The sequence below is a fragment of the Cellvibrio polysaccharolyticus genome, assembly GCF_015182315.1.
Lineage (GTDB): Bacteria > Pseudomonadota > Gammaproteobacteria > Pseudomonadales > Cellvibrionaceae > Cellvibrio > Cellvibrio polysaccharolyticus.
In genome coordinates this window covers 520,908-543,838 of the sequence record NZ_PRDL01000001.1, presented here as the reverse complement: position 1 = coordinate 543,838, position 22,931 = coordinate 520,908, and the positions used below count along the sequence as shown (strand labels likewise).

The following is a 22,931-nucleotide window of genomic DNA, read 5'->3' as shown; positions in this document are numbered from 1 at the left end:
CGTCTTCTTTTCCGGACGCACTTTTTTAAAACGCACCCTCCCTGCTCTCCTTTTTGTATGAACTCTTCATGCCGGTTTTTTATTCCAGGTAATCGGTTACGCAAAGCACTGATGCCATTGTGCGGTGAAAATGCGCAGCAATCATTTGGCGTTCCTGCCTCGCTGGGATATGATCCGGCAACAGTCAGCGTTGCGATCACAACATCACATAAAGTCAGACCGACCTTGTGAGTTATTACATTGCAACAGCAGACGCCGGTTTTTACCTTGCATCAATCTGATTACACAATAAAAAAGACAGGTTCATCGCATTTTATGGTCAATGAAGTTCTGTTCAATTTTCACGATGTGGTATTACTGATGACCGCCATGCAGTGCACTTTTTTTGCACTGCTATTACTGGCAACCAACAGTGGCCGCGCTGTCAGTAATTATTTTCTTGCCGCCTTTCTTATTGCCCACGCTCTGATTCCCCTGCATGAACTGATTCTGTGGGGCGCCGTTTTTAAATGGAAAATTCGTGAAAACTGGCCGGAAGCTTTTTTCGTGGGTGGTATTGCCTATTATCTTGATGCGGTGCTGCTGTATTTTTATATCAAGTCCCTCGTCTTCCGCGATTTTTGTCTGAAAAAGCGCGACAGCCTGCACCTGATACCGCTGGCGATTTTTCTGCTATTTATGAGCCTGACCTTTTACAGCAAACCTTTGGCAGAACGCGTGACGCTGATCATTAACGAATCTTTCGTGTACGGTCAGGGATACATCACGCTGGATTTTATCTGCAAAAGTTTACGCGTGATTTACAGCGGGCTGTGTCTGGCATTGATTTTCAAATACAAGGACTTGTTAAAAACCACCCACTCTTCCATCGAACGGGTCAATATTACCTGGCTGAAATTACTGGTGGCCGGCTTTTTGATTATTGTGCTGCTGGAATGGTTGCTGAGCCTTGCCAAGGTGGGCGGACTGATCAGCTCCCACAATATGACAACCTTCGAACGCATTGGCCTGACCGGCTATTACTCGATGTTTGTGCTGGTCAATGTGCTGATTTTTTCCAGCATGCGCTATTTCACCCGCATCGAAGCCGTTTCACAAAAAAACCTGTCCCGCAAAGCAGCCAACGAACCCTTGTTGAATCCGGATATTGCCCGGCAAATTGATCGGCGCATGCGCCATGAAAAGCCCTACCTGCAAGCAGATCTTACCCTCGACACCCTGGCCGATACCCTGGCCTTGCCGGCGCGGGATCTGTCTATGATTATCAACCGTCACTTTGGCAATAATTTCTATGAATTCGTAAATCAATACCGCATTCAGGAAGCGCAACGGATGCTGTGCGCGGCGGAATATCGGGAGAAAACCATTACCGATATTTATCTGGAGGCGGGTTTTAACAGCAAGTCGGTTTTTAATACCTTTTTCAAGAAAATAGTGGGTAAAACTCCCTCCCAATACCGGCAGCAGCCGGAACCACTGCTCGAAGCCGGATAATCTGTCCGGCAGTGTATCCCTGCTACCCGGGTTTGTTGTGGCTGGTGCGCTGGCAAGGTTATACTGCCTGCTGTTTTTTACCTGGCCATTGCCTTTGCCAAAGGGGCGTCACCCACGCGGTTTTGCTCCTGCCGGCTGGCATTACGCAAGGTTTTGGCTACTGGCCTACCGCCGGGCGCGGTTAAAGGAAATCCTATGAAATACCTTGTCGCCATGCTGCTGATATTCAGCATGTGCCTTACCGCTTGCGGGCAGAAAGGGCCGCTCTATCTGCCACAACCGGAACAACCGACGGAAGAGTCTTCCACCGTCACCCCCTGATTAACCTTGCAGAATTCGAGTCACACTATGTCGTATTTCCAGGAACGTAATGGCGAATTGTTCGTCGAGGATTTGTCGCTGGCAGCCGTTGCCGAGCGTTTTGGCACCCCGGCTTATGTTTACAGCCGCGCCGCCTTTACCCAGCATTATCTGGCGTATGCCGAAGCACTGGGCTCCCACCCGGGCATGGTGTGTTACGCCATCAAATCCAACTCCAACCTTGCCATTCTGAACCTGCTGGCGCGCCTTGGCGCCGGTTTTGACATTGTTTCCGGCGGTGAACTGGAGCGTGTACTGCGTGCCGGTGGCGAGCCATCCCGCATTGTATTTTCCGGTGTCGGCAAAAGCCGCTCCGAAATTGCCCGCGCACTGGAAGTAGGTATTTTCTGTTTCAACGTCGAATCGGAAGCCGAGCTGGAAGTGCTGTCACAGGTAGCCGTGGAGCACAACACCGTGGCGCACGTTTCTTTGCGGGTAAACCCGGACGTGGACGCCAATACGCACCCGTACATATCCACCGGCTTGAAAGAAAACAAATTCGGTATCGACATCGAGCGTGCGCCTGAAGTTTATTTGCGCGCAAAATCCTTGCCGGGCCTTGAGATCAAAGGGCTGGATTGCCACATCGGCTCCCAGCTGACCCAGCTGACGCCCTTCCTGGACGCGCTCGACCGCTTGCTGTTGTTGATCGACCAGCTGGCCGAAAAAGGCATCACCATTTCCCATCTGGATTTGGGCGGCGGCCTGGGCGTGACCTATCGCAATGAAACGCCGCCGGAAGTTTCGGTGTACATGGCCGCCATCAAGGAAAAACTGGGTGATCGCCCGTTGAGCCTGTTGTTTGAACCGGGCCGTTCCATTTCGGCCAACGCCGGTGTGCTGCTGACCGAAGTGATGTACCTGAAACCGACCGAGCACAAAAACTTCGCGGTGATTGATGCCGCCATGAACGACAACATCCGCCCGGCGCTCTATCAGGCATGGCAGGATATTCGCCCGGTAAAAGCGCGCGACGGCGAGAAAAAAGTCTGGGATCTGGTAGGCCCGATTTGCGAAACCGGCGACTTCCTCGGCAAGGATCGTGAACTGGCCATCGAGCCGGGTGATTTGCTGGCGATCATGTCAGCCGGTGCTTACGGTTTCAGCATGAGCTCCAACTACAACACCCGCGGCCGTGCGGCTGAAATCGTGGTCGATGGCGATACCGCCTGGCTGGCACGTGAGCGCGAGACGATTGATGATATGCTGCGTGGAGAACACCTGTTACCGGGCTAATCCGGTAAGGCTCCGTAGCGATTTTTGTGGCTACGGAGCCTGATCCTGTTAATCGTCACACCAGCCGGCACGTCACCGTCCGGCATTTTTCTGTTATAGGGACAACATCATGCGTTTACGCTTTAGCAAAATGCACGGTCTGGGTAACGACTTTGTTGTGATTGACGGCGTCAGTCAAAAAGTACGTTTAACCACGGAAAAAATCCGTCAGTTGTCCGACCGTCATTTTGGCATTGGCTGTGACCAGATTCTGCTGGTTGAAGCCCCGGAAAATCCTGATGTGGATTTTCGCTACCGCATTTTTAACTGCGATGGCAGTGAAGTAGAAAATTGCGGCAATGGCGCGCGCTGTTTTGCGGTGTTTGTTCGCGACCGCAAATTGACCGGCAAAAAAACCATCCGCGTTGAAACGGCGGGCGGTCTGATCACACTGAAAGTCACTGACAATGAAGAAGTGATTGTCGACATGGGCGTTCCGCGTCTGGTGCCGGAACAGGTGCCCTTTGTTGCCGACGCACAAGCGGCCGAATATCCCTTGCAGGTCAATGATCAGCAACTGCAAATTTCTGCGGTTTCCATGGGCAACCCGCACGCGGTCACCATTGTTGATGACACCACCACCGCACCGGTAGAAACCCTCGGCCCGCTGATTGAAGCGCACCCGCGCTTTCCGCGTAAAGTGAATGCCGGTTTTATGCAAATTATTTCGCAAGCGGAAATTAATTTGCGGGTGTTTGAACGCGGTGCCGGTGAAACACTCGCCTGTGGTACCGGCGCCTGCGCAGCGGTAGTTTCCGGCCGCCTGCGCGGCAAACTGTGTGAAGATGTCAAAGTAAACCTGCCGGGTGGCAGTTTACGCATTCAGTGGCAGGGCGAAGGTCATCCGGTCATTATGACCGGGCCTGCTACAACGGTTTTTCATGGACAGGTAAAAATCTGATATGACTGATCACTCACCGACCCTGGCTGACCCGCTCGACCCCGAGCTGGTCGCCGCTTACTTGCGACAACATCCGGATTTTTTCGTTTATCAAAAAGACTTGCTGGCAGATTTGGTGCTGCCCCATGAAAGCGGTCCGGCGGTGTCACTGGTGGAGCGTCAGGTGTCGGTGTTGCGTGAACGCAATATGGATATGCGCCATCGTCTCAGCAAATTGCTCGACAATGCTCGCGACAACGACAAACTGTTTGATAAAACCAAGCGTCTGATTCTCAACCTGCTCGAAGGCCAGGATCTCGCTGATATTATTGATGCGCTCTACTACAGTTTTGATCACGAGTTCGGCATCCACTTCACCAGCGTGTTATTTTTCGGTCATGCAGACCGTATTCCCGGTAGCCAGGCGCGGGTAGTGCCGCTCTCTGAAGCACGCGATCATATTGGCTCGCTGATTAAAAGCAGCCGCGCTATTTGCGGCAGCCTCGGCGAGCGCGAAATCCGTTTTATATTTCCCAAACACGCCCAGGACATTGGCTCGGTAGCGATAGTGCCGCTGGTGCACGGCGCCTCGTTCGGTTTGCTGGCAATCGCCAACCGCGATGCCAATTATTATCGCTCCAGCATGGGCACGCTGTTTTTAACCTATATTTCCGAAGTCCTGAATCGGTTGCTGCCCAAACATTTGCCGCGCTGATTTTACCAGGCACCTTGCCTGTAACAGCGGGTTGGTATTGTTATGTCAGACTTTATTTACGAAACCGCCGAACAAGCCCCTCGTCTTTTTGCCAATGAACTGACGGCATTCCGCGAGTTCATGCGCACCGAAAAACAGTATTCCGACAAAACGGTTAGTAGCTACGAGCGCGACCTGCATAAATTTATCGACTTCTGTGAGCAACAATCGCTCACGTCTCTGGCTACGCTAAAAGCACGCGATGTACGACAAAATCTTGCACACTTGCACCGCGCCGGTTTATCCGGAAAAAGCCTGCACCGCTGGCTGTCTGCATTACGCAGTTTCTTCAACTTTTGCATTCGCCAGGGCTGGCAAAGCCACAACCCGGCAGACGATGTACAAGCCCCCAAAACCAATCGCCACCTTCCCAAAGTGCTGGACGTTGATCAGAGTGCACAATTTGTTAGCCTGGAAGGCGATGAATTTTTAAATTGCCGCGATCACGCCATTCTGGAATTATTTTATTCCTCCGGATTACGTCTCGCCGAATTGGCTGCCACCAACGTGCAGGATGCGGATTTACAGGAAGGGATGATTGAAGTGACCGGCAAGGGCAACAAAGCCCGCATATTGCCTATTGGTAGCAAGGCGATTGAAGCCCTGCGAACATGGATTGCTTTGCGCAATACCATTGCACCGTCCGGCGAGCCGGCGCTTTTTATCAGCCAGAAAGGCAGACGCCTGGGGCACCGCGCGATTCAGTTGCGCTTGCAACAATTAAGCACTCGGCAAGGCATGGATACCCCGGTACACCCGCACATGCTGCGACATTCCTTTGCCAGCCATATGCTGGAATCGAGTAGTGATTTACGCCTGGTGCAGGAGATGCTGGGACACGCGAATATTTCTACGACGCAAATTTATACCCACCTGGATTTCCAACACCTCGCCAGCGTTTACGACAAAGCGCACCCCCGCGCCCAACGCCGCAAGTCAGCAGATGACGATACAACAGATTGATTTTCGGGCATAAAAAAAACCGGGACAACCCGGTTTTTTTATTCATCTTCCTCGATAGATATAACCGAGGAGTATTCTGACCGTTTGCCACCAGCCTTTTCCTTCTTTCAAAATCGCATGAATACGTCCTGTAGCTCGAGCAAGCCATCCATGGCTTGCACGTTTTGAAAGAAGGAAAAGGCTGCCGTCAAACTACATAATGCTTCGTCGAAATAATGTCTTCACTTGGAGGAATAAAAGTAAAGGTCAAAGCAAAGGCGGTCTGAGCTTTTTGAACTAAAGGCCGCCCTGATGTTTTCTTGCCATCGGGCTAAAGGCTATTTTGAACTGTGCAAGCCATGGATGGCTTGCTCAAGCTACAGGGACGTATTTATGCGTGTTCAAAATAGCCTTTAGCGCGGTGGCGGCCCACCGATGACGAGAGGACTACTCCATTTGTCCGTAAACGACTCACGCATTAAAAGTTACCGACCAGACTTCAAACGCTCCCAATAGCGCTCATAAATCAAAACTGTCTCACCCAAATCCTGGTGATAGCTACCACGGGCAACATCTTCGCTGTCCGGGAAAATAATTTTATTGTTACGCAATTCCTCATCCAGCAACTCGCGGCCAGGAACATTCGGTGCGGCATAACCGAGCTCTTCAATGGCCGCTTTGGCACTTTCAGCTCGCAGCATAAAATCAATAAACTTATGCGCATTTTCAATATTCTCGGCACCTTTCGGAATCACGAAACTGTCTACCCACAACACCGCACCCTCTTCCGGGTAAATGTATTGCAAGTTAGGCAGCTCTGGTAACGCCATATAAGCCTCGCCATTCCAGATAGCACCGATACTGACTTCGCCTTTGATCAGCGGTGATTTCGGGGAGTCCGAATTGATCATTTTAATGCTCGGCCACAGCGCTTTCAGCGCCTGGTAAGCCGCTTCAATTTCTGCTTCATCTTTACTGTTGTTTTCGAAACCGGCAACGCGCAAGCCCACGTAGAAGTTGTCACGGACATCGTCCATGATCATCAACTTGCCAGCAAATTCCGGCTTCCACAGATCTTTCCAGCTGGTAATGCTGGACGGGTCTACATCGTCACCGTTCACCGCAATGGAGGTGCTGCCCCACAAGTAAGGTACGCTGTATACGTTGTTCGGGTCGAAAGGTTTGTTCAGGTGCGCCGGGTCGAGGTTGCGGTAATTGCTCAACAGGGTTTTATCGATAGGTTGCAGCAAACCCTCTTTATGCATTCTTTCTACAAAGAAGGTAGAAGGTACGGCGATGTCATAGCCTTTGCCGTCCAGCAATTTCAGTTTGGAATACATGGCCTCGTTACTTTCGTAAGTGGCGTACTCCACCTGAATACCGGTTTCTTTGGTGAACTGACGCAACACGTCTTCAGGGATGTATTCTGTCCAGTTGTAGATCACCACTTTTTCGCCACTACCGCTGCCGGATTTATCGCTGCATGCGGTGGTAAATAGTGCTGCTATAACAGCCACCCAGATAAATTTCATATTAACGTTCCTCGCGTAAAAGAAGCTGGGAAATAGCGACCAGTGTTAAAGAGATAACCAGCAATAAAGTTGAGATTGCATTCACTTCCGGCGATACGCCAACGCGCACCATGGAATAAACTTTTAACGGCAAAATTTCGTAGCCCGGCCCGGTGACAAAGGCGCTGACGATTACGTCGTCAAGTGACAAGGTAAAACTTAATAACCAGCCGGACGCAATGGCCGGCAGCGCAAGTGGGAAAATAATTTTCCGAAAAATATAACCTTCACCGGCACCCAGGTCACGTGCAGCTTCCAGCATACGCACATCGAAACCGCGCAGCCGTGAATAGACCGCAATAATGACAAACGGCAAACAAAAAGTGATGTGAGCGATTAATAAAGAGACGAATCCCAACTCGATACCAATGGCGATAAAAATAATCAGTAACGAGATGGCCATGACGATGTCCGGGGTCAGCATGCTGACGAACACCATGGATGACATGGCCGCTTTGCCCTTGAATTGGTAGCGATAGAGCGCAACTGCGCCCAGCGTACCGATCACCGTTGCAACGGTGGCCGCCACAATGGCGATGGTCAGTGAATGGGTGGCTGCAGTCATCAAACTTTCATTGGCGAACAGGCGTTCATACCATTTGAACGTGAAGCCTTGCCAGCTGGTGCCGTAACGCGATTCGTTAAACGAGTTAACGACCAGCACCCCAATGGGCAGGTAGATAAAAAACAGGATCAGTGCCAGAAAGCCCAGTCTAAAAGTCCGAGTCATTGATGCCTCCCTGACGACTGACAAAACGCATTGCGCGGAAGTACAGCCATAACATGAATCCAAGCAACACGATCAGCAACACACTGAGTGCGGCACCAAAGGGCCAGTCGCGGGTATTGAGGAATTGCGTTTTGATAACATTGCCCAACAGTAAATGTTTTGCACCGCCCAGCAGGTCGGAAATGTAGAACATTCCCATCGCCGGCAGCAGCACCATCAGGCAACCGGCAACAATGCCAGGCGACGTGAGCGGCACGGTGATACGCCAGAAACGATTGAATGGCCCGGCGCCAAGGTCTTTGGCGGCGTGCAATAAACGTTCATCCACTTTTTCCAGCGCGGAATAGAGCGGCAACACCATAAAGGGTAGCAGGATGTAACTTAACCCGAGCACCACCGCAAATTCGGTATACAACAACTGCAAGGGTTTTTCGATAAAACCCAGGCCAAGCAAAGCAGTGTTGATCAAGCCTTTGTTACCCAGCACGAATTGCAGCGCATAGGTGCGCACCAGGGAGTTGGTCCAGAAGGGCAGAATGACCAGAAACAATAAGACCGCATGCCAGCGCCGGGGCATTTTCGCGATGCACATGGCAAACGGATAGCCGATAACCAGACACACCAGCATCGCCATTCCCGACATGCGTAACGAGTCAATCAGTACCTGCAGATAGAGCACATCCATAGTGCGCACATAACTGTCGGCGGTGAAAGGCAGTGCTACGGTATCAATCTGATCGCGGGTAAGAAAACTGGTGAGCAGCACCAGCAAGTTGGGCACCAGCACAAACAGCGCCAGCCACGCCGTGACCAGCCCTATCGCCCAGAAACGGAATTGATTAATTGGCAGCTTCATACGGCAACACCACTTCCCAGCCCGGAACCCATTTCACCGCCACACTCTGGTTAAGACTGTAGTCGAACGAGGGGTCATCTTCGTCAAAAAACTCGCTGGTGATCAACTCTACCCCGGAAGGCAGGCGAACGATGGAATCCAAGGTTTTGCCTTTGTAGTTGCGCTCGATAATCTGGCCCACCAGCGCCTGGCTGCTGTCGGCTTTTTCGAGGTATTCAACGCGCAGATCTTCCGGACGCAGCAACACATTCACTGTATCGCCAACGTTGAACGCGTGTTCGGTGCGCAGCGTCCACTGCATACCTTCCACCTTTACTTCGTACTGGTGGTTGCCATCAACACTGACGATCTCACCTTGCAGCTGGTTAATCTCGCCGATAAAGCGCGCCACGAAAAGATTGGCCGGTTGCTCGTAAATTTCCCGAGGCGTACCCAGTTGTTGTACCTTGCCGCGGTTCATCACCACCACACGGTCAGACATCGACAGGGCTTCTTCCTGGTCGTGAGTGACGTAGACGAACGTGATGCCCAGTTTGCGCTGCAAACGCTTCAACTCGGTTTGCATCTGCTGGCGCAATTTGTAATCCAGCGCGCTGAGCGATTCATCCAGCAAGAGCAATCTCGGGCGGTTAACCACGGCGCGGGCGATGGCCACTCGCTGCTGCTGACCACCGGACAGCTGGTTAGGCTTGCGGCGGGCAAAGTCGCCCAGCCGTACCATTTCCAGCGCTTCCATCACCCGGCTTTCAATCTCTGCTTTGGGCACTTTGCTCATACGCAAACCGAAAGCCACGTTGTCAAACACGGTCATGTGCGGAAACAGGGCATAGCTCTGGAACACGGTGTTGACCGGGCGGTTTTCAGCGGGAATGGCCGCGATATCTTCACCGGCAAGACGAATTTCACCGATGTCGGCGTCTTCAAGGCCTGCAATCATCCGCAACACGGTAGTTTTGCCGCAGCCGGACGGCCCCAACAGAGTGAAAAACTCACCGTCGTAAATGGTCAGATCAAATTGATCCAGCACCCGGTTACTACCGTAGGTTTTAGAGAGCTGTTTTAAAATCAGCAGCGGACGCGGTTCATTCACCAGGGCAGAACTCCTATCATTAATATTTTCGGCCATACCGGGCTCTGACCACGATGCCATCCTGCAGGGCATAAGGATACATCGGTCCTGGCGCAGCATCCTGTGCGGCGTGTAAGACCAACCTCGCTATCGGGTGGAACCTGAACCGGATTGTCAGTGGAATCAATATCAGAGATACAGTGGGCACCACGCTTGGCCTCTTCACGATACCTGCAGCGGGGAACCTGGCCCGGTGTCCGGATAACAGGCAAGCACCATGCCGGAATAGCAGGGGACTTGTCGGTTACTCGTTGCCAGGATTTACTCGCGATTGTGGTTATCTTCTGCGATGTTGAGCCGAATTTGCATCGGCTAACGCTTGCAACGATTCAAGGAAGTAAACATAGGCAAAAGACGGGGCATTTTACTCACAGCACCGGCCAAAAATCCAGCCTTGAAAGTCGTTCATCCGACTCGAAAATGCTCGAAAAATGTGCGAAGCGCGGCAATTTGGTTTAGCGCCTAACGGCCTCTTTGCCAGTGCTCATAAGCCCCTTGAAAGCACCGCCTCGCAACGCCAGCACCATCCCGGTGCAGCACAGTACCCCGGCAGCCCCACACACATAAAAAACCCCGGCACAAAGGCCAGGGTTTATTGAAACCGGCAGGGATCAGATGGGGCGTCCGCCGTAATCCGGGGCCGGCTTTTTCGGAGGGTCAGCCGTTACACTGGCCGGCACTTCGTTGATTACGCCACCGCGAGCCAGAAAGGCTGCCACCTGAGCATCCAGTTCATCACGGGCGCGCTGGCGGGAAGCGATACTGAAATCGTCAATGACTTCAGCAGCCGCCTTGCTGCTTGAAGAAGTGGTTACGATATCATCGCTATCGGCAAGCTCGGTATCGTCAGTATCCTCCTCATCCTCAAGAGGCTCTTCTACTTCATCATCGTTGATGGATTCTTCGTCAGTCATAAATCACCTGGTGTGTCATTTAACAAAGCGCCAAGGCGCAAGTCGTGCGTGGTTCATGAACATTTTATAGCGCACAGCGCTTTAAACGTCATGACCCTTAAAGCCGTTTTTTAGTATATTTTTTTCTTACCCGATGCCAGGTCAAAAAAAACAGTTATTACGAATCCGGGCGGTGCCACAAACACTATTTCGCAGCCACTCAAGGTAGACCCCTTTGCGAGAACTGCAATAATTAAATGCCTGGCAGAACACTTTTCGAACAAGGCGTTATACTGTTGCACAGTGTAAACTGGCAGCGCCATTTTTACGGTGAAAATGATCGCTGAAAAGATGGTTGATTGACAAGTACCTGAAAAAAATTCTGTTACCTCTGCCCGGTAACAACTGAGAACCGATACCGTGCAGAGCGCTCTTTGCACCGCGTTTAAGGCTATTGTAATGAATGTTAAACCGCTCTTGAAACACTTTCCGGAAATTCACCACCTGCCGCAGGAGCAGCAATTAAAACAATTGGAAGCCGCCTACGAGGCAGGTTTTGGCCGCGAACAAAAATTGACGGTGTGGAAAAGTAATTTGCAAAGTGGTGCCATTATTACCGCTGTCTGTCTGTTGCTGATTACCGTCATTGGCCCACTGCTGCGGATGCCGCCTGCGCTGACGGCAACGCTGATTATTATTGTGGTGTTACCGGTATTTCTGGTGTGGCAACATCGGCGATTTATCAACCGGCTTCGCGAGCAGTTGGCAACCTCATCGCCCGACTAAAAAACAGACAAAAAAAAGCCGTGCAAGCACGGCGTTTTTATATTCACATAACGTGATTACTTAAATCGCATCCGGTCCGGTTTCTCCGGTACGAATACGAATAATTTCTTCAAGCGGTGTAATAAAGATTTTACCATCACCGATTTTTCCGGTTTGCGCTGCTTTGGTGATGGCTTCTACCGCCTGCTCAACCAAGGCGTCGTCTACCGCCAGCTCCAATTTAACCTTGGGCAAAAAATCTACAACGTATTCTGCACCACGGTAAAGCTCGGTGTGTCCCTTTTGACGACCAAAGCCTTTGACTTCAGTCACAGTCATCCCTTGAACACCCACTTCGGACAATGCTGTACGCACGTCATCCAGTTTGAAAGGTTTTACAACTGCAGTAATCAATTTCATTGTCATTTCCTTTTATCCGCCGGTTTTGATGCGAACCTTGCTCCTGCGGAGCGTTATTAAAAGAATTGTTCAGTTTACAGAGACAATTCCCAAGCCTTTGCGTTCAGGTCATGCTGCTTACGATACACGTAAAAGCTGGCAAAATCACCTTCGGCAGCGGAACCGGTTCGCACCGGGAAGTTACTTTCTCTCTCCGTCCGGATATTGACCGGAGCGGAGAGAGATCAGGCAAATACCAGCACTTATTTGTTGGTAAATTCCGGATAAGCTTCCATACCACATTCAGCAATATCAGAGCCTTCAAACTCTTCTTCTTCGCTGACGCGGATACCGAAGACAGCTTTGAGAATGCTCCAGATAATCAAGCTGGCACCGAACACCCAGACGAAGATGGTCAAGCCGCCAACAATCTGTCCAACGAAGGTGGCATCGCTGTTGGTTAAAGGTACAACCAGCAGACCGAAGATACCAACTACACCGTGCACAGAGATAGCACCCACCGGGTCATCAATTTTCAGTTTGTCCAGACCGAGGATGGCGAAGATTACCAGCGCACCACCACAAGAACCGATCAACAGTGCCTGGAAAGCAGTCGGGGTAGAAGGTTCGGCAGTAATCGCTACCAGACCAGCCAATGCACCGTTAAGGGTCATGGTCAGATCAGCTTTACCAAACAACAGACGGGCAACGATCATCGCAGTGGCCAGACCACCGGCAGCAGCAGCGTTGGTGTTCAGGAAGACCATCGCTACGGAGTTGGCACTGCCCACATCGCCCAGCTTCAGTACAGAACCACCGTTGAAACCGAACCAGCCCATCCACAGGATGAAGGTACCGAGGGTTGCCAGCGGCAGGTTGGCACCGGTGATGGCGTTGATTTGACCGTTAGGGCCATACTTTCCTTTACGGGCACCCAGCAACAGAACACCGGCCAGCGCAGCAGAAGCACCTGCCAGGTGAACAATACCGGAACCTGCGAAGTCAGAGAAACCAAGCTCACCCAGATTGAACAGACCGAATACGTCGTCGCCATTCCACGTCCAGGCACCTTCCATCGGATAGATCACGCCGGCCATAATCGCAGCGAACGCGAGGAACGGCCACAGCTTCATACGCTCGGCCACAGCACCGGACACGATAGACATGGCGGTAGCAGCAAACATGACCTGGAAGAAAAAGTCGGATGCGCCCGAGTAAATAGAGTCACCGGTAAAATCACCGCGCTCGGCAAATTCACCCAGCGTTGCAGCAACGTCTACTTCCTGAATACCGGAAACAAAAATGTTGCCGCCGTACATAATCGCGTAACCACACACCAGATACATGGTGCAGGAAATAGCAAACAAGCCAACGTTCTTGGCCAGAATTTCAGTGGTGTTTTTTGAACGCACCAGACCCGCTTCCAACATTGCAAAACCGGCTGCCATCCAGAATACCAGTGCACCACAGATCACAAAATAGAATGTGTCCAAGGCGTACTGCAGATGAAAAATGTTCTCTTCCATTGCTTGTTCCCCGTCTGTTTTAAAAAGTTACAACGCTTGTGCGCCGGTTTCACCGGTGCGAATTCTTACCACCTGCTCAAGGGTGGAGATGAAAATTTTCCCGTCGCCGATTTTATTGCTATTGGCTGCACGGGTTATGGCTTCTACAACCGTTTCCACCTGGTCTTCTGCAATGGCGATGTCAATGCGGGTTTTCGGTAAAAAATCCACCACATATTCAGCACCACGATACAACTCCGAATGACCTTTTTGTCGCCCGAAGCCTTTCACTTCGGTGACTGTCATCCCGTGCACGCCGACGTCAGACAGTGCTTCACGCACTACGTCAAGCTTGAACGGTTTGATAATCGCTGTTACCAGTTTCATCATGTACTCCTAAAAAACCCCGCACTTGCGTGCGGGAAGCCACCGGAAATACGGTCTAACCTTCTCGCCCCGAACCGCGCTGATCCGTTTCATGCCCTCTTGAAGCCGGATCTGTCAGCAGACACGCCCGTAAATGGAATCATCAGAGAACTGAATGCTCGCTATTTACAGTCAAGCGAGCTTTTGCACAGAGCAGGCCAAAATCAAAAAAACCAATAAATTCATAATGTTATGGATTTTTTATAAGATCGTGCTTGCATCAACAATGGGCAGCCACAAACGAGTGCACCAAAATAACGCACAAAAAAAGAGCAGGCGCACCAGCGCAAGACAGAATTGCCAAAAGGAGCAATAAGGTGTCAAACCCCGGCGCCCAATTCATTGCCAATAAACACCGCCGGCCACCACAGGTGAAGGGAACCGCCGATCGCGTTACACTGCAGGTTGGTTCTTTAAAGGCAGATGATTATGTTGCAGGATTTCACCAAACGACTCTCCGATGAATTGCAAAGCCGCATCGCCGGGCTCGACCAATCCTTACCGGCGCGGGAACTGAATGCCGCCTTGCAGGCAGCGCTGCGCAAAATGGATTTGGTAACCCGCGAAGAGTTTGACGCACAGGCGGCGGTGCTGCAGCGCACCCGGCAACGTCTGGAAGCGCTGGAGCAACAATTGCAAACCTGGGAAGCCCAACAAGCCACCCGCGAAGAGAAAAATACAGACGCCTGATTTGCTCTGCCACGGCACTGTGGGCGATTAAACGCGGCTATTAATAGATAATGATTTTTTAACGGCTGAATCACCCGGATGGATCAGCCTTTACTCAAGCAAGGATTGCGTATGTCTCTCGCCATTGTTTATACCCGGGCGAAGCTGGGTATTGAAGCACCGCTGGTTACGGTTGAAGTGCATCTTTCCAACGGCTTGCCCGGCCTGTCGATTGTCGGCATGCCGGAAACCGCGGTTAAGGAAAGCAAGGATCGCGTGCGTAGCGCCATTCTTAACAGTCACCTGGAATTTCCTGCACGACGCATTACCGTCAATCTCGCACCGGCTGATTTACCCAAAGAAGGCAGCCGTTTTGATCTCGCCATCGCACTGGGCATTCTCGCCGCCTCCGGCCAACTGCCCGCCGCCGCACTTGATGATTACGAATTTATTGGGGAACTGGCACTGTCGGGCGATTTGCGCGGTGTCGATGCCGCTTTGCCCGCCGCACTCGCTTGCAGCCGCGCTGATCGGCAATTAATTATTGCGCAAGCAAATGCCAGCGAAGCCGCATTGAGTCGGGCTACCAAAGTTTTTTCTGCAGAAAATTTATTGCAAGTGTGCGCGCATTTGCATCAGCGGGAGTTTTTATTTCAGCAAGCACCCGACATTCCGCCACTGCAAATAACTGATAAAGATATTGCCGATGTTAAAGGCCAGTACCAAGCAAAACGCGCACTGGAAGTCGCCGCTGCCGGTGGTCATAACCTGTTACTCTACGGACCACCCGGCACCGGAAAAAGTATGCTGGCGCATCGGCTGCCGGGCATATTACCGCCACTCGATGAGCAGGATGCGATTGAGGTAGCGGCGATTTATTCCATTGCCAGCCGCAAGCAACGCCAACATTGGTACGAGCGCCCGTTTCGATCACCGCACCATACAACGTCGGCCATTGCACTGGCCGGCGGTGGCAGCAATCCCAAACCTGGCGAAATTTCGTTAGCGCACCACGGCATTCTATTTTTAGATGAATTGCCCGAATTTTCCCGCCATGTATTGGAAGTATTACGCGAGCCGCTGGAGAACGGCGCGGTTTCCATATCACGGGCGCGAGCACAGGTTACCTTTCCTGCCCACTTTCAATTAATTGCGGCAATGAACCCTTGCCCTTGTGGCTATCACGGCAGCGAGCGTTGCCAATGCACACCGGAGCAAGTAAGGCGCTATCGACAAAAAATTTCCGGGCCACTGCTGGATCGTATTGATATGCATATTCCGGTGCGCGCGCTGAAATGTGGTGAGGTGCATCAACCGAGAAATGGCGACAGCAGTGCGGTGGTACAGCAGCGGGTTATTGAGGCAAGAAAAACCCAGCTGCAACGCCAGGGGAAATTAAACCGGGCATTATCGGCCTCGGAGCTGGAAGACATTTGCGCGCTCGACAAAGCACAACAGCATTTGCTGGATGATGCGATTGAAAAATTAGGGCTCTCTACCCGCGCCCTGCACCGTATTTTAAAACTGGCGCTAACGCTGGCCGACCTGCAAGGAAAATCCAGGCCGGATCAGCAAACTATTTCAGAAGCACTGGGTTATCGCACCCTGGATCGGGTGCGTTTTCAGTGAAAGACTATCAGGCGATTTGATAATTCAGCTGCAACAGCTCAACAATATCGTCGATGCTTTTAGGGGGGTAAAAATAAAGACCTTGCATTTGATCGCAACCGGTTTTTTCCAGCCAGTCTTTTTGCATAGCATCATCCACGCCGTCTGCAATCACAATACGGCCGAGGTTTTTCGCGAGGTTAATCATCGCCAGAATCAAACGGCGGTCATTACGGCTGCGCTGTAACTCTGCCATAAATTGCGCATCAATTTTAACCGCACTGATCGGCAGCCGCTGCAAATGCAGAAAAGAAGAGTTGCCGGTACCAAAATTACTGAGCGTAAAATTAATACCGAACACCGCCAGTGGACGCATACACAGGCTGACCATGTCGATATTTTCCATCAGGGTGGTTTCAGTCAATTCAAATTCAATATCACCTGGCCCCATTCCGGTTTCAGTAAATATTTCTGAAATAACCTGCACCAGATGATCGTCTTTGAATTGGCGCACCGAGAGATTGATCGACATGACAATTTCTTCACCAAACAAACGGTGAATTTTTTTCAGATCGGAGCAGGCCTGACGAATAACACGGTAACCGATCGCGGTAATTAAACCGGTATCTTCCGCGATAGACATAAACTCGCTGGCATTTAATACACCGCGCTCCGGATGCGCCCAGCGCAATTGCGCTTCAAGCGCAATGATACGACCGGAGTGCATATCGACACGCGGCTGGTATTGAATAAACAGTTGCTCTTTGCGCAGCGCCTGGCGCAAATCGGATTCGAGTTTTAATTGCCGGCGCACCTCGCGATTCATGGCGTCGGTGAAAAAACAGAACGCACTGCCCTCTTCCTGCTTCGCCTTGTACATGGCAATGTCAGCATTTTTCAGCAAGGTATCGGCATTCTGACCGGCGCCAGGGTAAATCGCCACACCAATACTGCAGCCCACGACCACATCGTAGCCGTTGATATGCGCCGGAGCCGAGAGCACCTCAATCACTTTTTGTGCGATATGAGCCACATCGCTGGTGTGATTAATATTTTGTAACAATAACGTAAATTCATCACCGCCCATACGGGCAACGGTATCGCTTTTGCGAATGGTGTCGTGCAGCCGCTCGGCACAAATCCGGATCAGCGCATCGCCGGCATCATGGCCGAAAGTGTCGTTAACCTGCTTGAATCCATTGAGGTCGATAAACAACAACGAAAAAGAGGTACTGTCGCGCTCCGCCAAACGAATCGCGTGCTCCAGGCGGTCGCGGAATAACAAACGGTTGGGAATTTCAGTAAGGGTGTCGTAATGCGCCAGGCGGGCAAGGTGCAATTCACTTTGTTTGCGTTCAATGGCGTAGCGAATGGTGCGGTCAAGCAGCTGCGCGTCGATAGCATCCTTGATGAGGTAGTCAGACGCACCGGCACGAATCACCTCGCGGTCAACCTCGGTTTCCATCTCATGGGTCATCACCACGATAGGTGTCTGGCAGGCTTGCAAACGTGCGGTGTTCAACAAATCCCGGGTGTTGAATTCACCCCAGTAGTAGTCGAGTAATACCACGTCATATTCCGATGACATGATCAACGCCATGGCATCGGTTAATTGATGGCACCAGGTGAGCTGATAACGCACATGCCGAACCTGCGCCAGCACATCAGCAATCAACAGGTATTCGCCCTGCTCACGATCAACAAACAGGATTTTTATAACATTTTCCATATGATTCTCTCTCCCGCGATAACGAGAGGGTTAGTTAAGTCAGCTCTCGCAGCACCCGTCGGGGTGGTACTTGACGTTTTTATTTCGCAAACGCCCTTCACGGTAGAGTATGGCACCGGCCGCAGATTTTTCACGAGCCGTGCGTTCTCTTCGTTACGGATAATTATGCACTTGGTACAATGGCGCTTTCATCCGATTTCGCGACCACCTCGAGGATTTGTGACTCAGCTCAACCCCCGTCAAAAAGAAGCCGTTTTGTATGTCGATGGCCCCTGTCTGGTACTGGCCGGTGCCGGTAGTGGCAAGACCAGTGTGATCACACGCAAAATTGCTTATCTGATCCGCGATTGCGAATTACCCGCACGGCATATTGCTGCGCTGACATTTACCAATAAAGCCGCACGGGAGATGAAAGAGCGCGTCAGTTCGTTGGTAAAAGGTAGCGCATCCAAAGGATTAACAGTCTCCACATTTCACAATTTGGGATTAAATGTTATCCGGCGCGAATCAAAAATCCTCGGATTCAAACCGGGTTTTTCCATTTTTGATGCTGATGATGCACGGGCTTTATTAAAAGAGTTGATGCTGAAAGAAGGCGAGCTGGATAACGATCATATTGATCTGGTGCAGAACCAGATCTCTCGCTGGAAGAATGATCTCATCACCGGTGAGCAAGCGCTTGCTATCGCGCAAAGCCCCGCGGAGCGAACCATCGCGCGCATTTATCAACGCTATAACCAGGCGCTGAAAGCCTATAACGCGGTGGATTTTGATGATTTGATTTTGATCCCGGTGAATCTGTTTGCCAGCAATCCGGAGGTGCTGGCGCGCTGGCAACGAAAAATTCGCTACCTGTTGGTAGACGAATATCAGGACACCAACTCAAGCCAATATTTATTGGTTCGCTTGCTGGTGGGAGATCGCGGTGCACTGACTGTGGTCGGTGACGATGATCAGTCTATTTATGCCTGGCGGGGTGCGCGGCCGGAAAATATGTCGCTACTCAAACAGGACTTCCCGACGCTGAAGGTGATCAAGCTGGAGCAAAATTACCGCTCTACCAGCCGCATTTTGCGGGTCGCCAACCATCTTATCGCCCACAATCCGCACGAGTTTGATAAAGCCCTGTGGAGCGAGATGGGGCTGGGCGATAGCATTCGGGTTATCCGCTGTAATAATGAAGATGCCGAGGCGGAGCGGGTGGCGACGGAAATTCTCACCGATCGCATTCGCTTCCAGCGCCAGTTTCGCGACTACGCCATCCTTTATCGCGGCAACCATCAGGCGCGCCTGCTGGAAATAAAATTGCAGCATCATCAGGTTCCCTACCGCATCAGCGGTGGTTCGTCTTTTTTTGCCAAAACCGAAATCAAGGACATCATGGCCTATCTGCGGCTGGTGGTGAACCCGGATGATGACAACGCCTTTTTGCGCATCATTAATACCCCGCGCCGCCAGATCGGCACCAGTATTCTGGAAACGCTGGGTAACTACGCCGGCGAGCGCCATATCAGCCTTTACGCGGCCAGCCAGGAAATCGGCTTTATCAGCCAGCTGACCGACAAAAACAGTGAACGCCTTCAACGCTTTACTCATTGGCTGAAACAGGTAACGGATCGTTGCCATGGCGAACACCCCATAACAGCCGTGCGGGAGATGATTGAAGACATCGACTACGAAGGCTGGCTGCACCAGAACGCCGCCAGTAGCAAAGCTGCGGAAAAACGCATGGAGAATGTGCTTTATCTGGTCGAATCGCTGCAAAAAACCTTGGAACGTGCAGAAGAAAACGATGACGCGTCGGAAACGCCGATGAAAGACGCTATCGCCAAACTGGTGCTGCGCGACTTAATGGAGCGTCAGGAAGAGGAAGATGACAGTGACCAGGTGCAGCTGATGACCTTGCACGCTTCCAAAGGGCTGGAATTCCCCTACGTGTATATGGTGGGCCTGGAAGAAGAGTTGCTGCCGCATCGCAACAGTATTGAAGACAACAATATAGAAGAAGAACGACGACTGACTTACGTGGGTATTACCCGCGCCCGCAAAAACCTGACCATGACGCTGGCCGGCAAGCGCAAACAATACGGCGAGATCAGCGAAACCACCCCCAGCCGTTTTCTCGACGAGCTGCCGGCAGAAGATATCGAGCGGGAAGGTTTTGGGCAGTCAAGCCCGGAGAAGAATATTGCCAAAGGCGAGGAAACACTGAGCAGTTTGTTGAACCTGTTTGACTGACGCTGCCCGCCGGATAGCCGGCAGCGCCTGCAAGCCCTTACTTCGCAGAGTCGACCATGTAGTCAACCGCTGCTTTCAGTTCGTCATCGGAACAATTCATACACAAACCGCGAGCCGGCATCGCATTCAGACCGTCGAAGGCGTGGGTGTAGAGCACCTCGATACCTTGCGCGATACGCGGAGCCCACTCACCGGCATTACCAAATTTGGGAGCGCCCGATACGCCGATAGCGTGGCAGGTACCGCAAGTTGCGTCGTACACTTCCTTACCGCTTCTCGGTTCTGCACTGGCAGGTGCCGCCGGTGCTGCCGCACATTCATCTCCGGACATGCAAACGGTACCAACCGGTGCAATACGGGCTTTAATCTCTTCGGCATGGGTGGAGGACTGGCTGGATGCAATTCCCGAAGCAGCCAATAGACCTACAACCAACACCATACCGAACGCTTTCTTCATTTGGCTCACGGTTTTTACCTCATCGTTATATATGATGGCCCAAACGGGCTCAGCACAAGTCGCGCGCATTATATCCGCAAAATGCTATTCACGTGAACATGGCCTGAAGCAAACAATGGCGTAATAACCGGGACAGATGCGTTTTTCAGCCCGCTGCTGCTATCCTTCACCGCATATCACTGCAGGATACTTCGGAACACCCATGGAATATAACAGCGTCACCTTTACCGCCTACCTGAGCGCCGCCATTGTTGCCGGTTTATTGACCCTCACGTACGGCTACCACCATTACCGCAAACAGAACATCTGCTTGCTGATGGCGGCAGCAGCGGTACATACGCTGAATCTGTCATTGATCGCCCTGTCATTTCACCAGTGGGCTTTCCCGGTGTTGTGGTTGTTGTTTGTTGAATGCCTGCATTACAGCATCTGGATTCTCGCGTTGGCGCTGTTGCTGCGGGCCTACGCCCCCCGACAACATATGCCGCTCAGCCTGAAAATTCTCTTTGGCCTTGCCTGGCCGATCACCTTGCTGGCCTTCGCTTCGGCGCTGCTGGGGTTTCAATACGTTATCAACCTGTCAGCATGGTTGCCGTTGTTGCTGGCAGTGATTGGCCTGGTCAGTGTTGAACAGCTGCTGCGCCACGCGGCGGCCAATGATCGGCAGATCAAACTCCTGTGCATCAACCTGTCGGTATTGTTTTTCTACGACATTTACCTGTACACCCACACGCTGATTTTTCAGACCTTCGACCCGTTATTGTGGCAAGCCCGAGCAGCCGTATCGCTGGCAATTTGCCTGTTCCTGGCACTGGGCAGCCTGTTGCTGCTGCAACCGGGCCATCGCAACGCCAATATCACCCTGTCACGCCCTATCGTTTTTTACACTACGTCATTGATTGGTATCGGGCTGCTCATCAGCCTGGTGTCATTGGGTGGATATTATGTGCGCGCCAACAGTGGCAACTGGGGCACAGTGATTTACAGCTTTATGCTGATTGCCGCCATCCTGCTGTTGCTGACGGTATTTATCTCCCGCAGCATTCGCGCCCGCCTTTCGGTATTGATCGATAAACACCTGTTCCGCCACAAGTACGATTACCGCACCGAGTGGCTGCGCCTGATTAACTATTTGGCGCAACCGGCAGAAAGCCGTGAAGCCAATCAGCGGGCTTTTTATGCGATTGCGTCGGTTACCAAGGCCTCTGGCGGCGCCATCTGGATTCATCAACAGGGCTTTTACGAGCAGGTGTATCAGCACCGTATTCCCGAGTCGACCCAGTTCCCCAACGAGCCGGATGAAAGCCCGTTTTGCCGTGCGCTCAAGGAATCGGAATGGGTGTTTTTTCCGGACAGCGGCGATAACGAAGCACTTAGCCAGAATAACGAGTTGCTACCGGAATGGACGCGCAGTATTCCCCAGCTCTGGCTGATATTCCCGCTGATTGTTGCTGATGAGCTGGTAGGTTTTATGGCGCTGACCAAACCACCGGCCGGCGATGCCACCCTGACCTGGGAAGATCTGGACTTGCTCAAAACCATGGGCCGACAGCTTGCCAGCTATTTGAAACGGCACAAACAAGCGGAACAACTGGCGGAAGGGCGGCAGTTTGATACCTACAATAAGTTGGTCGCCTTTATTATTCATGACCTGAACAACCTGATTGCACAACAAGCGCTGGTGGTGCGCAATGCCGAACGCCACAAGAGCAACCCGGCATTTATTGAAGATGCGATTCAAACCATCAGTAATTCGGTGGATCGCATGAATCATTTGCTGAAAAAATTACGCCGCGATGAATCGGATATGGTGCAGCGTCTGTATTTAAAAGATGTTATGCAGCAGGCATTAAGTGAGTGTCAGCGTAAAACGCCTATACTCACTACCGACATACAGGACGGAGGCCGCAGCATTCAAGCGGATCAGGTGCGCATGGTTATGACCATCACCCACTTCATCAAGAATGCCCAGGAAGCGACCCCGGACGAAGGCAGCGTTCATGTTACACTTCGCTGCAATAATGACCGGGTCATTATCACCATTGAAGACACCGGCTCCGGGATGGATCGGGATTTTATCCATAACCGGCTGTTCAAGCCTTTTGAAACGACCAAGTCGGGCAAAGGCATGGGCATCGGGGTTTATCTTTCCCGGGAATATATCAGCGAGCTGGGCGGCACCCTGGCAGTAGACAGCGTAGTCGGCACAGGAACGTCCATCACCATGACTTTGCCGCTGAATAAGGACTGA

The 22,931-nt window shown here is 51.7% G+C and carries 21 protein-coding genes; 11 read left to right on the top strand and 10 right to left on the bottom strand.

The window, feature by feature from the left end; translation table 11 throughout:
* Positions 1–315 precede the first annotated feature (315 nt).
* From C4F51_RS02535 to xerC, 6 genes are all read left to right on the top strand, one after another.
* On the top strand, positions 316–1,494 hold the full coding sequence (locus C4F51_RS02535) for an AraC family transcriptional regulator (RefSeq protein WP_193906881.1): 1,179 nt from the start codon (positions 316–318) through the stop codon (positions 1,492–1,494).
* A 195-nt stretch (positions 1,495–1,689) separates the two neighbouring features.
* On the top strand, positions 1,690–1,815 hold the full coding sequence (gene lptM / locus C4F51_RS02530) for an LPS translocon maturation chaperone LptM (RefSeq protein WP_193906879.1): 126 nt from the start codon (positions 1,690–1,692) through the stop codon (positions 1,813–1,815).
* Positions 1,816–1,842: 27 nt separating this feature from the next.
* Positions 1,843–3,090 carry a diaminopimelate decarboxylase gene (lysA, locus tag C4F51_RS02525; protein WP_193906877.1) on the top strand — a complete coding sequence of 416 codons (1,248 nt, stop codon included), beginning with the start codon at positions 1,843–1,845 and terminating at the stop codon, positions 3,088–3,090.
* A gap of 109 nt (positions 3,091–3,199) precedes the next feature.
* Complete coding sequence (gene dapF / locus C4F51_RS02520) at positions 3,200–4,030, top strand: diaminopimelate epimerase (RefSeq protein ID WP_193906875.1); 831 nt, start codon at positions 3,200–3,202, stop codon at positions 4,028–4,030.
* Between the two features lies 1 nt (position 4,031).
* Complete coding sequence (locus C4F51_RS02515) at positions 4,032–4,724, top strand: DUF484 family protein (protein WP_193906873.1); 693 nt, start codon at positions 4,032–4,034, stop codon at positions 4,722–4,724.
* 42 nt (positions 4,725–4,766) lie between these two features.
* Positions 4,767–5,726 (top strand): tyrosine recombinase XerC, encoded by a 960-nt coding sequence (xerC, locus tag C4F51_RS02510; RefSeq protein WP_193906871.1) that lies wholly within the window; start codon positions 4,767–4,769, stop codon positions 5,724–5,726.
* A gap of 464 nt (positions 5,727–6,190) precedes the next feature.
* Here xerC and C4F51_RS02505 read toward each other — a convergent pair whose 3' ends face one another.
* The 5 genes from C4F51_RS02505 to C4F51_RS02485 all read right to left on the bottom strand — a co-directional run bounded on the left by C4F51_RS02505 (position 6,191) and on the right by C4F51_RS02485 (position 10,905).
* Positions 6,191–7,237 carry an extracellular solute-binding protein gene (locus C4F51_RS02505; RefSeq protein WP_193906869.1) on the bottom strand — a complete coding sequence of 349 codons (1,047 nt, stop codon included), beginning with the start codon at positions 7,235–7,237 and terminating at the stop codon, positions 6,191–6,193.
* A gap of 1 nt (position 7,238) precedes the next feature.
* Positions 7,239–8,006 carry a spermidine/putrescine ABC transporter permease PotC gene (gene potC / locus C4F51_RS02500; RefSeq protein WP_193906867.1) on the bottom strand — a complete coding sequence of 256 codons (768 nt, stop codon included), beginning with the start codon at positions 8,004–8,006 and terminating at the stop codon, positions 7,239–7,241.
* A complete protein-coding gene (gene potB / locus C4F51_RS02495) occupies positions 7,990–8,862 on the bottom strand; it encodes a spermidine/putrescine ABC transporter permease PotB (RefSeq protein WP_193906865.1) in 873 nt (290 codons plus the stop codon). The genes potC and potB overlap by 17 nt, the downstream gene beginning before the upstream one ends.
* Positions 8,846–9,988 (bottom strand): spermidine/putrescine ABC transporter ATP-binding protein PotA, encoded by a 1,143-nt coding sequence (potA, locus tag C4F51_RS02490; RefSeq protein WP_202987597.1) that lies wholly within the window; start codon positions 9,986–9,988, stop codon positions 8,846–8,848. Before potA ends, potB begins: the two co-directional genes overlap by 17 nt.
* 614 nt (positions 9,989–10,602) lie before the next feature.
* The gene (locus C4F51_RS02485; RefSeq protein ID WP_193906863.1) at positions 10,603–10,905 is read right to left on the bottom strand and encodes a hypothetical protein; all 303 of its coding nucleotides are present in this window, start codon (positions 10,903–10,905) and stop codon (positions 10,603–10,605) included.
* A 438-nt stretch (positions 10,906–11,343) separates the two neighbouring features.
* On the opposite strand from C4F51_RS02485, the gene C4F51_RS02480 reads away from it, so the two are divergent.
* Positions 11,344–11,670, top strand: a complete 327-nt coding sequence (locus tag C4F51_RS02480) for a hypothetical protein (RefSeq protein WP_193906861.1) — start codon at positions 11,344–11,346, stop codon at positions 11,668–11,670.
* A 60-nt stretch (positions 11,671–11,730) separates the two neighbouring features.
* Here C4F51_RS02480 and C4F51_RS02475 read toward each other — a convergent pair whose 3' ends face one another.
* The 3 genes from C4F51_RS02475 to C4F51_RS02465 form a co-directional block, all read right to left on the bottom strand.
* The gene (locus tag C4F51_RS02475; protein WP_193906859.1) at positions 11,731–12,069 is read right to left on the bottom strand and encodes a P-II family nitrogen regulator; all 339 of its coding nucleotides are present in this window, start codon (positions 12,067–12,069) and stop codon (positions 11,731–11,733) included.
* Positions 12,070–12,311: 242 nt separating this feature from the next.
* Positions 12,312–13,574 carry an ammonium transporter gene (locus C4F51_RS02470; RefSeq protein WP_193906857.1) on the bottom strand — a complete coding sequence of 421 codons (1,263 nt, stop codon included), beginning with the start codon at positions 13,572–13,574 and terminating at the stop codon, positions 12,312–12,314.
* A gap of 27 nt (positions 13,575–13,601) precedes the next feature.
* Positions 13,602–13,940: a P-II family nitrogen regulator gene (locus C4F51_RS02465; protein ID WP_193912290.1), complete on the bottom strand. Its 339-nt coding sequence runs from the start codon at positions 13,938–13,940 to the stop codon at positions 13,602–13,604.
* Between the two features lie 468 nt (positions 13,941–14,408).
* Between C4F51_RS02465 and C4F51_RS02460 the strand changes: the two genes are divergently transcribed.
* A complete protein-coding gene (locus tag C4F51_RS02460) occupies positions 14,409–14,669 on the top strand; it encodes an accessory factor UbiK family protein (RefSeq protein WP_193906855.1) in 261 nt (86 codons plus the stop codon).
* Between the two features lie 111 nt (positions 14,670–14,780).
* The gene (locus tag C4F51_RS02455; protein WP_193906853.1) at positions 14,781–16,277 is read left to right on the top strand and encodes a YifB family Mg chelatase-like AAA ATPase; all 1,497 of its coding nucleotides are present in this window, start codon (positions 14,781–14,783) and stop codon (positions 16,275–16,277) included.
* Positions 16,278–16,284: 7 nt separating this feature from the next.
* Here the strand turns inward: C4F51_RS02455 and C4F51_RS02450 are convergent, their stop codons facing one another.
* Entirely contained in the window at positions 16,285–17,985 is a 1,701-nt protein-coding gene (locus C4F51_RS02450; RefSeq protein ID WP_193906851.1) for a two-component system response regulator, read from the bottom strand.
* A gap of 219 nt (positions 17,986–18,204) precedes the next feature.
* Here C4F51_RS02450 and rep point away from each other — a divergent pair, with 219 nt between their 5' ends.
* Positions 18,205–20,223 carry a DNA helicase Rep gene (gene rep / locus C4F51_RS02445; protein ID WP_193906849.1) on the top strand — a complete coding sequence of 673 codons (2,019 nt, stop codon included), beginning with the start codon at positions 18,205–18,207 and terminating at the stop codon, positions 20,221–20,223.
* Positions 20,224–20,260: 37 nt separating this feature from the next.
* Here the strand turns inward: rep and C4F51_RS02440 are convergent, their stop codons facing one another.
* Complete coding sequence (locus C4F51_RS02440) at positions 20,261–20,680, bottom strand: c-type cytochrome (RefSeq protein ID WP_193912288.1); 420 nt, start codon at positions 20,678–20,680, stop codon at positions 20,261–20,263.
* A gap of 202 nt (positions 20,681–20,882) precedes the next feature.
* On the opposite strand from C4F51_RS02440, the gene prsK reads away from it, so the two are divergent.
* The gene (gene prsK / locus C4F51_RS02435; RefSeq protein ID WP_193906847.1) at positions 20,883–22,931 is read left to right on the top strand and encodes an XrtA/PEP-CTERM system histidine kinase PrsK; all 2,049 of its coding nucleotides are present in this window, start codon (positions 20,883–20,885) and stop codon (positions 22,929–22,931) included.

Bases quoted from the DNA above. Each gene is read 5' to 3' on its own strand.
- C4F51_RS02535 (WP_193906881.1), top strand. From the start codon at position 316: ATGGTCAATGAAGTTCTGTTCAATTTTCACGATGTGGTATTACTGATG.
- lptM (WP_193906879.1), top strand. From the start codon at position 1,690: ATGAAATACCTTGTCGCCATGCTGCTGATATTCAGCATGTGCCTTACC.
- lysA (WP_193906877.1), top strand. From the start codon at position 1,843: ATGTCGTATTTCCAGGAACGTAATGGCGAATTGTTCGTCGAGGATTTG.
- dapF (WP_193906875.1), top strand. From the start codon at position 3,200: ATGCGTTTACGCTTTAGCAAAATGCACGGTCTGGGTAACGACTTTGTT.
- C4F51_RS02515 (WP_193906873.1), top strand. From the start codon at position 4,032: ATGACTGATCACTCACCGACCCTGGCTGACCCGCTCGACCCCGAGCTG.
- xerC (WP_193906871.1), top strand. From the start codon at position 4,767: ATGTCAGACTTTATTTACGAAACCGCCGAACAAGCCCCTCGTCTTTTT.
- C4F51_RS02505 (WP_193906869.1), bottom strand. From the start codon at position 7,237: ATGAAATTTATCTGGGTGGCTGTTATAGCAGCACTATTTACCACCGCA.
- potC (WP_193906867.1), bottom strand. From the start codon at position 8,006: ATGACTCGGACTTTTAGACTGGGCTTTCTGGCACTGATCCTGTTTTTT.
- potB (WP_193906865.1), bottom strand. From the start codon at position 8,862: ATGAAGCTGCCAATTAATCAATTCCGTTTCTGGGCGATAGGGCTGGTC.
- potA (WP_202987597.1), bottom strand. From the start codon at position 9,988: ATGGCCGAAAATATTAATGATAGGAGTTCTGCCCTGGTGAATGAACCG.
- C4F51_RS02485 (WP_193906863.1), bottom strand. From the start codon at position 10,905: ATGACTGACGAAGAATCCATCAACGATGATGAAGTAGAAGAGCCTCTT.
- C4F51_RS02480 (WP_193906861.1), top strand. From the start codon at position 11,344: ATGAATGTTAAACCGCTCTTGAAACACTTTCCGGAAATTCACCACCTG.
- C4F51_RS02475 (WP_193906859.1), bottom strand. From the start codon at position 12,069: ATGAAATTGATTACTGCAGTTGTAAAACCTTTCAAACTGGATGACGTG.
- C4F51_RS02470 (WP_193906857.1), bottom strand. From the start codon at position 13,574: ATGGAAGAGAACATTTTTCATCTGCAGTACGCCTTGGACACATTCTAT.
- C4F51_RS02465 (WP_193912290.1), bottom strand. From the start codon at position 13,940: ATGAAACTGGTAACAGCGATTATCAAACCGTTCAAGCTTGACGTAGTG.
- C4F51_RS02460 (WP_193906855.1), top strand. From the start codon at position 14,409: ATGTTGCAGGATTTCACCAAACGACTCTCCGATGAATTGCAAAGCCGC.
- C4F51_RS02455 (WP_193906853.1), top strand. From the start codon at position 14,781: ATGTCTCTCGCCATTGTTTATACCCGGGCGAAGCTGGGTATTGAAGCA.
- C4F51_RS02450 (WP_193906851.1), bottom strand. From the start codon at position 17,985: ATGGAAAATGTTATAAAAATCCTGTTTGTTGATCGTGAGCAGGGCGAA.
- C4F51_RS02440 (WP_193912288.1), bottom strand. From the start codon at position 20,680: ATGAAGAAAGCGTTCGGTATGGTGTTGGTTGTAGGTCTATTGGCTGCT.
- prsK (WP_193906847.1), top strand. From the start codon at position 20,883: ATGGAATATAACAGCGTCACCTTTACCGCCTACCTGAGCGCCGCCATT.